The sequence below is a fragment of the Pedobacter sp. 01N416 genome, assembly GCF_056399685.1.
Genome location: NZ_JBFTRT010000528.1, coordinates 1 through 6,540 on the forward strand (window position 1 = coordinate 1; position 6,540 = coordinate 6,540).

The 6,540-nt window shown below is 37.0% G+C and carries 9 protein-coding genes and 1 pseudogene; 3 read left to right on the top strand and 7 right to left on the bottom strand.

Going from position 1 to position 6,540, the window contains the following annotated elements; all coding sequences use genetic code 11:
- Window positions 1-225 precede the first annotated feature (225 nt).
- Together kdsA and AC1DND_RS22910 are read left to right on the top strand one after the other, a co-directional pair.
- A complete protein-coding gene (gene kdsA / locus AC1DND_RS22905; RefSeq protein ID WP_029275158.1) occupies window positions 226-1,038 on the top strand; it encodes a 3-deoxy-8-phosphooctulonate synthase in 813 nt (270 codons plus the stop codon).
- Window positions 1,039-1,040: 2 nt separating this feature from the next.
- Window positions 1,041-1,757 carry a YqjF family protein gene (locus tag AC1DND_RS22910; RefSeq protein ID WP_477584905.1) on the top strand — a complete coding sequence of 239 codons (717 nt, stop codon included), beginning with the start codon at window positions 1,041-1,043 and terminating at the stop codon, window positions 1,755-1,757.
- A 114-nt stretch (window positions 1,758-1,871) separates the two neighbouring features.
- Here the strand turns inward: AC1DND_RS22910 and AC1DND_RS22915 are convergent, their stop codons facing one another.
- The 5 genes from AC1DND_RS22915 to AC1DND_RS22935 are packed head-to-tail and all read right to left on the bottom strand — an operon-like array spanning window position 1,872 to window position 4,745.
- Window positions 1,872-2,288 carry a DUF6526 family protein gene (locus AC1DND_RS22915; RefSeq protein ID WP_477584906.1) on the bottom strand — a complete coding sequence of 139 codons (417 nt, stop codon included), beginning with the start codon at window positions 2,286-2,288 and terminating at the stop codon, window positions 1,872-1,874.
- A 22-nt stretch (window positions 2,289-2,310) separates the two neighbouring features.
- Window positions 2,311-2,601, bottom strand: a complete 291-nt coding sequence (locus AC1DND_RS22920; protein ID WP_477584907.1) for a hypothetical protein — start codon at window positions 2,599-2,601, stop codon at window positions 2,311-2,313.
- A gap of 12 nt (window positions 2,602-2,613) precedes the next feature.
- Complete coding sequence (locus AC1DND_RS22925; RefSeq protein ID WP_477584908.1) at window positions 2,614-3,555, bottom strand: OmpA family protein; 942 nt, start codon at window positions 3,553-3,555, stop codon at window positions 2,614-2,616.
- Window positions 3,521-4,210 (bottom strand): tetratricopeptide repeat protein, encoded by a 690-nt coding sequence (locus AC1DND_RS22930; RefSeq protein ID WP_477584909.1) that lies wholly within the window; start codon window positions 4,208-4,210, stop codon window positions 3,521-3,523. The genes AC1DND_RS22925 and AC1DND_RS22930 overlap by 35 nt, the downstream gene beginning before the upstream one ends.
- Before the next feature lie 37 nt (window positions 4,211-4,247).
- Window positions 4,248-4,745, bottom strand: coding sequence for a 7-carboxy-7-deazaguanine synthase QueE (locus AC1DND_RS22935; RefSeq protein WP_477584911.1), 498 nt, complete (start codon window positions 4,743-4,745; stop codon window positions 4,248-4,250).
- Between AC1DND_RS22935 and AC1DND_RS22940 the strand changes: the two genes are divergently transcribed.
- The gene (locus AC1DND_RS22940) at window positions 4,704-4,931 is read left to right on the top strand and encodes a Rieske (2Fe-2S) protein (protein WP_477584912.1); all 228 of its coding nucleotides are present in this window, start codon (window positions 4,704-4,706) and stop codon (window positions 4,929-4,931) included. The genes AC1DND_RS22935 and AC1DND_RS22940 overlap by 42 nt on opposite strands.
- Before the next feature lie 188 nt (window positions 4,932-5,119).
- Here AC1DND_RS22940 and AC1DND_RS22945 read toward each other — a convergent pair whose 3' ends face one another.
- Both AC1DND_RS22945 and AC1DND_RS22950 read right to left on the bottom strand, forming a co-directional pair.
- Entirely contained in the window at window positions 5,120-6,001 is an 882-nt protein-coding gene (locus tag AC1DND_RS22945; RefSeq protein ID WP_477584910.1) for a bifunctional 5,10-methylenetetrahydrofolate dehydrogenase/5,10-methenyltetrahydrofolate cyclohydrolase, read from the bottom strand.
- 85 nt (window positions 6,002-6,086) lie between these two features.
- Window positions 6,087-6,540: pseudogene (locus AC1DND_RS22950) on the bottom strand (elongation factor 4); the annotation flags it as partial.

The window sequence follows — 6,540 nt, forward strand, 5'->3', positions numbered from 1 at the left end:
GACAGGATGAAGTATTTGACTATTTCAGAGCTGCTGAAAGCGATTCTATCGATGAAGCGCTTAACGAGTTAGGCGAAACCGATTATACCCGCGAAGAAATTCAATTGATGCGGATTAAATTCATGTCAGAACTAGGAAATTAAAAATTAGGTGTGAGATAGGAGAAGCTAGATTTGAGATAAACTCAGATCTTATATCTTATGTCTCACATCCCACATCTCAACTATGCTTAACTATTTAGATAAATTAAAAAATACAGATTCGGGAAATTTCTTTTTAATGGCTGGTCCATGCGCTATTGAAGGCGAGGATATTGCCATGAGAATTGCCGAAAAGATTATTACAATTACTGATAAACTTCAGATCCCATATATTTTTAAAGGTTCGTACCGAAAAGCAAATAGGAGCAAAGGAAGTTCTTTTACCGGCATTGGCGATGAAAAAGCTTTGCGCATTTTAGAAAGGATTGGTAGAGAATTTGGCGTGCCAACAGTTACCGATATCCATGAAAGTGGTGAGGCCGCAATGGCAGCTGCTTATGTTGATGTATTGCAGATCCCTGCATTTTTATGTCGCCAAACTGATTTATTAATTGCTGCCGCCGAAACTGGAAAAGTAGTAAACGTTAAAAAAGGTCAGTTCCTTTCTGCAGGTTCTATGAAGTTTGCGGTTGAGAAAGTAAAAGAAGCCGGAAACAACAAAGTTATTTTAACAGATAGAGGTAATACTTTCGGTTATCAGGATCTGATTGTTGATTACCGTGGTTTACCCGAAATGCAGGGTTTCGGCGTTCCGGTAGTAATGGATTGCACACATTCCCTACAACAACCTAATCAAAGTAGTGGTGTTACTGGTGGTAAGCCAGAATTGATTTCGACTATCGCTAAAGCAGCAATTGCAGTAGGAGCAGATGGTTTATTTATCGAAACACACCCTGATCCTGCAAATGCAAAATCAGATGGTGCCAATATGTTACATTTAGACCTGTTGGAAGAAACTTTAACCAAACTGATCCGAATCAGACAAGCTATATTATAATCTTGAACAGTCCGAAAGTATTTCTTACTGCAGAATGGCGTAAACTGGCTTTGGCACAATATGCTGTAGATAAAGAAATACTTTCGAAATACCTCCCTCCACAAACCGAACTAGATGATTGGCAAGGTAAATATTATGTGAGTTTAGTCGGCTTTATGTTTGTTGATGTTAGGCTGCGAGGCTTTAATATTCCATTTCACACTAATTTCGAAGAGGTTAACTTAAGATTTTATGTCAAATTTAAGGATGGAGATACGTGGAAAAGAGGCGTGGTATTTATTAAAGAATTTGTACCCAAGCCTGCCATCACCTTTGTAGCCAACACCATTTATAAGGAGAATTACCAAACATTTCCGATGAAACATGTTTGGATTGAACAAGAACATCAGCTTGAGGTAGATTATCGCTGGAAGAACCGAACCTGGCATAATTTTTCAGTTATAGCTTCTTCAAAGGCAGAAGAAATACGGATTGGTAGCGAAGAAGAATTTATTACAGAGCATTATTGGGGTTATACTAAAATTGGAGCGAATAAAACATCTGAATACGGTGTTGAACATCCGCGCTGGCAAATTTATTCGGTAAAAGACTATAAAATTGATGTCGATTTTGGAATTAACTACGGAAATGATTTTTCTTTTTTAAACGATGCTAAGCCTGATTCTGTATTCCTGGCTGGAGGCTCTGAAATAAGGGTACTAAAAGGGAAGAAGTTTTAATACGGCAAATATTCTTGTCATTCTGAATGCAATGAAGAATCTTTATTAAATAAATTTCAACTTGTGTTTCATAAGCGGAGGATTCTTCACTAAGTTCAGAATGACAAGTCACCGTTATATCCTATGATAGTCTCCGCGCCAATTTTTAATGACTTTCTTAATCTCATCAGGAGATAACTTATCAGCCACAGCTTTATCAACCAAAGCCAAATATTCTTCATCACCAGCAAAACGCAAAGCCATAATTTGCCCCATTCTCAGCTCACTCGGAAGTGCTTTACCAGTAAGAATGTAATAACGCAACTTTTCTTCGGCTCTTGCAGCTCTGTCCTGTGCCTTAAGTGCAAACATCCGTGCCATTACAGCTATAATGGCAATCAGGAAGAATGCAAGCACAAGCAAGCCCGTAATTATAGTAGGTACGGCTATGCAACAATAAATGGCAAAACCTAATCCTAAAACCGCTAAGGGTATTGTGAAAAAATGAAAAGGTGGATAAAATCTCTTATGGTTTCCGTAATGCTGAGACATTTTTATTTTTCATTAAGTTGTACTACTTCTTCTTGTTCCTTGAGATTTGAAGCACATTTTTAATGTGCGAGGCAACCGCTGCGCTTTGAATATTTTCTCCAGTTTCGATATAGCGATTTACTGGTCCACCACATTTAAAACAAAAGCCTTTTAAAATAATATCATTTAATTTATTTAAATAAGGTTTATAATTCGTAATGGTAGACATCTTTTTACATCCAGTACAATAGCAGCTTTCTAGTATAAGATTTAGGTGCTTATATTGCTCTAACATAATAATTTCTATATCGTAATCTTCAATTTCTATTTCCATAAAATTTGCCAATTATATTTTAGTAATTACAAACGATGTTCTACGATTGTTTTTCCTACCTGATTCAGTTTTATTATCAGCGATCGGTTTACTTGCTCCAAATCCTTTAAAAGTAAGTCTTTTAGCATCAATACTATTTTTAATCAGGTATTCATAAACAGCATTTGCCCGGTTAAATGATAATTTCTCATTCAGCTTGTCATCGCCAACATTATCGGTATGACCCTGAATCTCAATCTGTACGTTTTCGTTTTGGTGCAAAAAATCGATAAGTAGATCCAGTTCACGGATAGAGGCGGGCAAAAGATTAAACTTATTGGTATCGAAGAAAATGTTTCTTAAGGTTACATTTCCACCTTGCTTTATTTTTTCGATGTAAACTTCAATCTGGTAAGGTTTATTGATATCTCCTGCCTTGAGCTCAAAGTTTTCAGAGTAAAACATGTAACCTTCGGCATTTACATTAAACAGATAATTACTCCCAACAGGCATTACCGCTAAAAACTGACCCGTTTCTGGATCAGTATAATCGTCGAAAACAGTTTTATTGCTTTTCAGATCAACCACCTGAACATTACTTTCGATCGTTTTTTTAGTATCCCGGTCTCTTACAATTCCTTTCACATAAGAAACCTTCAGCGGTTTAGCTACTTCAGGAATTCCAAAGCTATAAATATCCTGTAAGCCAAAACCTCCTTTTAAATTCGAAGAAAACAATCCGAAATTTCCATCGGCACTTACTACCAAACCACTTTCATCTTCGAAAGAATTGATCGGATAACCGATATTAATTGGCTTTTGCCACTTGCCATCATTATCCATTCTACTATAATAAATATCTTTGTTTCCAAAACCTGGCCAACCATCAGAAGAAAAATACAAAGTTCTTCCATCAGCATGTAAAAATGGTGTATTTTCATCATAGACCGGGTGAAATGGTTTGGGCTCCTTCATTGTATCGAATAGTATTTATTTTGCTGGATAAAGGAATAGCGGCACCCCATTTACTGCTTTTAAGCTGTGATGTCCAGAAATCTTCATTACCATTTACCTGGCGGGTAAAAACCAAGTTTTCGCCATCAGCAGTTAGAGAAGGAAAGTACTCAGCATTGGTTGTATTTACACCTTCACCTAAATTTGCTGGACTATATTTTACGGGTTTATTGATTGTTATGGCGGCGAAATCACAATCTAAAAGATATTTCTTTGCTCTTTTTGCTCTATCAGATGAAGGATCTAATGTTAAAAATTCACTAAAATGCTGTTTCGATTTTAAATAATCCTGAGTTGCAAATTCGGTTTCAGCCAAGCCGTAAATTACAGCCGGAGCTACAATTTTATTGATCAATATGGCTTTTTCGTAAGCTGCTTTGGCTTCAGCATACTTTTTTTGTGCTTTATAAACGCCAGCAAGCACAATGTAGGCATTCTGAAATAACGGATCAGCTTCAACCGCACTTTTTAATACCTGTTCGGCAGCAGCATAATCTAATTTGTCAATAAATGGGCCGGATTTTTCAAAAAAAACCTGTGCTTTTTTATTTAGGGAACTTTGCCCAAAACAATAAATACTCAGTATGCTAAAGAAGAGGACTAAACGAAATTTCATTACATTAACATTTGGTTATAAAGCTAATGTATTGTTTTTAAGGAATATTTAAAAATTTGTGTGTTTGCAAAGAAATTTCCCATTTTGGGTTTGCCATTACATAATCAATAATTAATGGTGTAATTTCTTTTGATTTAGACCATTCTGGCTGCAGATATAATTTACAGGCAGGAGACACCATAGCCGCGTATTCTTCAGCCCATTTAAAATCGCTTTTGTTAAAAACGATCACCTTTAATTCGTGCGCAAAAGGTGTAATATCTGGTCTTGGTGCTTTAAATTTCTTTGGTGATAAACAGATCCAGTCCCAATTTCCAGAAAGTGGGTAGGCACCAGATGTTTCGATAAAGGTAAGAATACCTCTTTCTTTTAATTTGTTKGTTAAATAATCAAGGTTATAAATCAAAGGTTCGCCACCTGTAATTACAACAGCCTTACCCGGAAATTTATCGGCGTTTTCAACAATTATATCCGAAGCCGTAAGTGAGACAAAATTACCGCAACCCAATCGCATTGTCCGCATGCTGGGGGTCATTTTAGTGGTGGCTGGTGCAAAAACGGGCATCTGGTTTGTCCAATCCATCGGTACGAATACAGTTTAACCACGGGAAGGGGAGCAGAGGGACAAGGTGATTATATCAATATCTATCCAACTGAGTTGCGCGAGGATGGCCTCTATATCGGTTTTGAAGAAAGCTGGTGGAGTAAACTTTGGAGTTGATTTTTAACCACAGCCTAAAAGGATGAACACAGATGAATTATATTGGTTCATTATCATATGTTCATTGGTAAAGCAAATTGGCTATTGTAAGCTGGGTATTGGCTAACCGCTTTTCAATTAACAAAAAAGCGATTCAATCTTCTTGAACCGCTTTTCCTTCTTTAGTCTTTAAGCTTTCACCTTTAGGCTTAAGAATATATCTCTTTCCTAGCTGATGCTAACGTGTTTTTTAATAGACCAACAATAGTCATTAAACCCACACCACCAGGAACAGGCGTAATGTAAGAAGCTTTGGGTGCTACGTTTTCGAAATCTACATCACCATATAACTTAAAGCCGGATTTGGTTTCAGCAGAAGTTTCGCGGTTAATACCTACATCGATAATAATGGCACCAGGTTTAACCATATCGGCAGTAACAAAATTCTTTTTACCAATAGCGGCAATCACAATATCTGCTTGGAGAACCTGTTCTTTTAAATCTTTAGTACGAGAATGGGTAAGTGTTACAGTACAATTGCCAGGGTTGGCATTGCGGGCCATTAAAATGCTCATTGGGCTACCCACAATATTACTACGACCAACAACCACACAGTGCATTCCGGTAGTATCGATATTGTATTCCTGCAGCATCAATAAAATACCATAAGGTGTAGCCGGGATAAAGCAAGGCAGGTTGCGCATCATTCTACCCAAATTTACCGGGTGAAATCCATCAACATCTTTACGGTGATCGATCTTTTCGGTAACCTTMTCCGGATCGATGTGTTTTGGCAAAGGCAATTGAACAATTAATCCGTCTACATCATCATCCTGGTTAATTTCTTCAATTTTCGCCAATAATTCAGCTTCAGTTACCGAGTTATCATATCTATGTAACGATGATTTAAAACCAACTTTTTCGCAGTTTTTCATCTTACTGGCCACATAGGTTTCGCTTCCTCCATCGTTACCAACTAAAATAGCAACTAGGTGTGGCTTGCGACCACTTTTATTTAAAAATTCGGCAGCTTCTTCTGCAATTTGAACTTTAACTTTTTCTGATACGTATTTACCGTCTAATAATTTCATTCTAAAAGATGTGAGAAATGAGATTTGAGATCTGAGATCGAACAAATTGTCTAATGTCTCATATCTATCATCTCATATCTAATTTTTAATCTAATTTCAAAACCGCCATAAATGCACTTTGTGGAATCTCTACGTTTCCAACCTGGCGCATACGTTTTTTACCCTTTTTCTGCTTTTCCAATAACTTACGTTTACGGGAAATATCACCACCGTAACATTTAGCCGTTACATCTTTACGTAAAGCACTCAGTGTTTCGCGGGCAATAACTTTAGCGCCAATTGATGCCTGTATTTTAATCTCGAATTGTTGACGAGGGATTAACTCTCTTAATTTCTCACAGATTTTCTTTCCAAAATCGTAAGCATTGCTACGGTGAATCAGTGAGGATAACGCATCAACAGGCTCATCGTTTAACAATAAATCAAGGCGTACCAAATCAGATTTGCGGTAACCAATTTGGTGATAATCAAACGAAGCATATCCTTTAGAAAGTGTTTTTAACCTGTCATAGAAGTCAAATACGATTTCGGCCATTGGC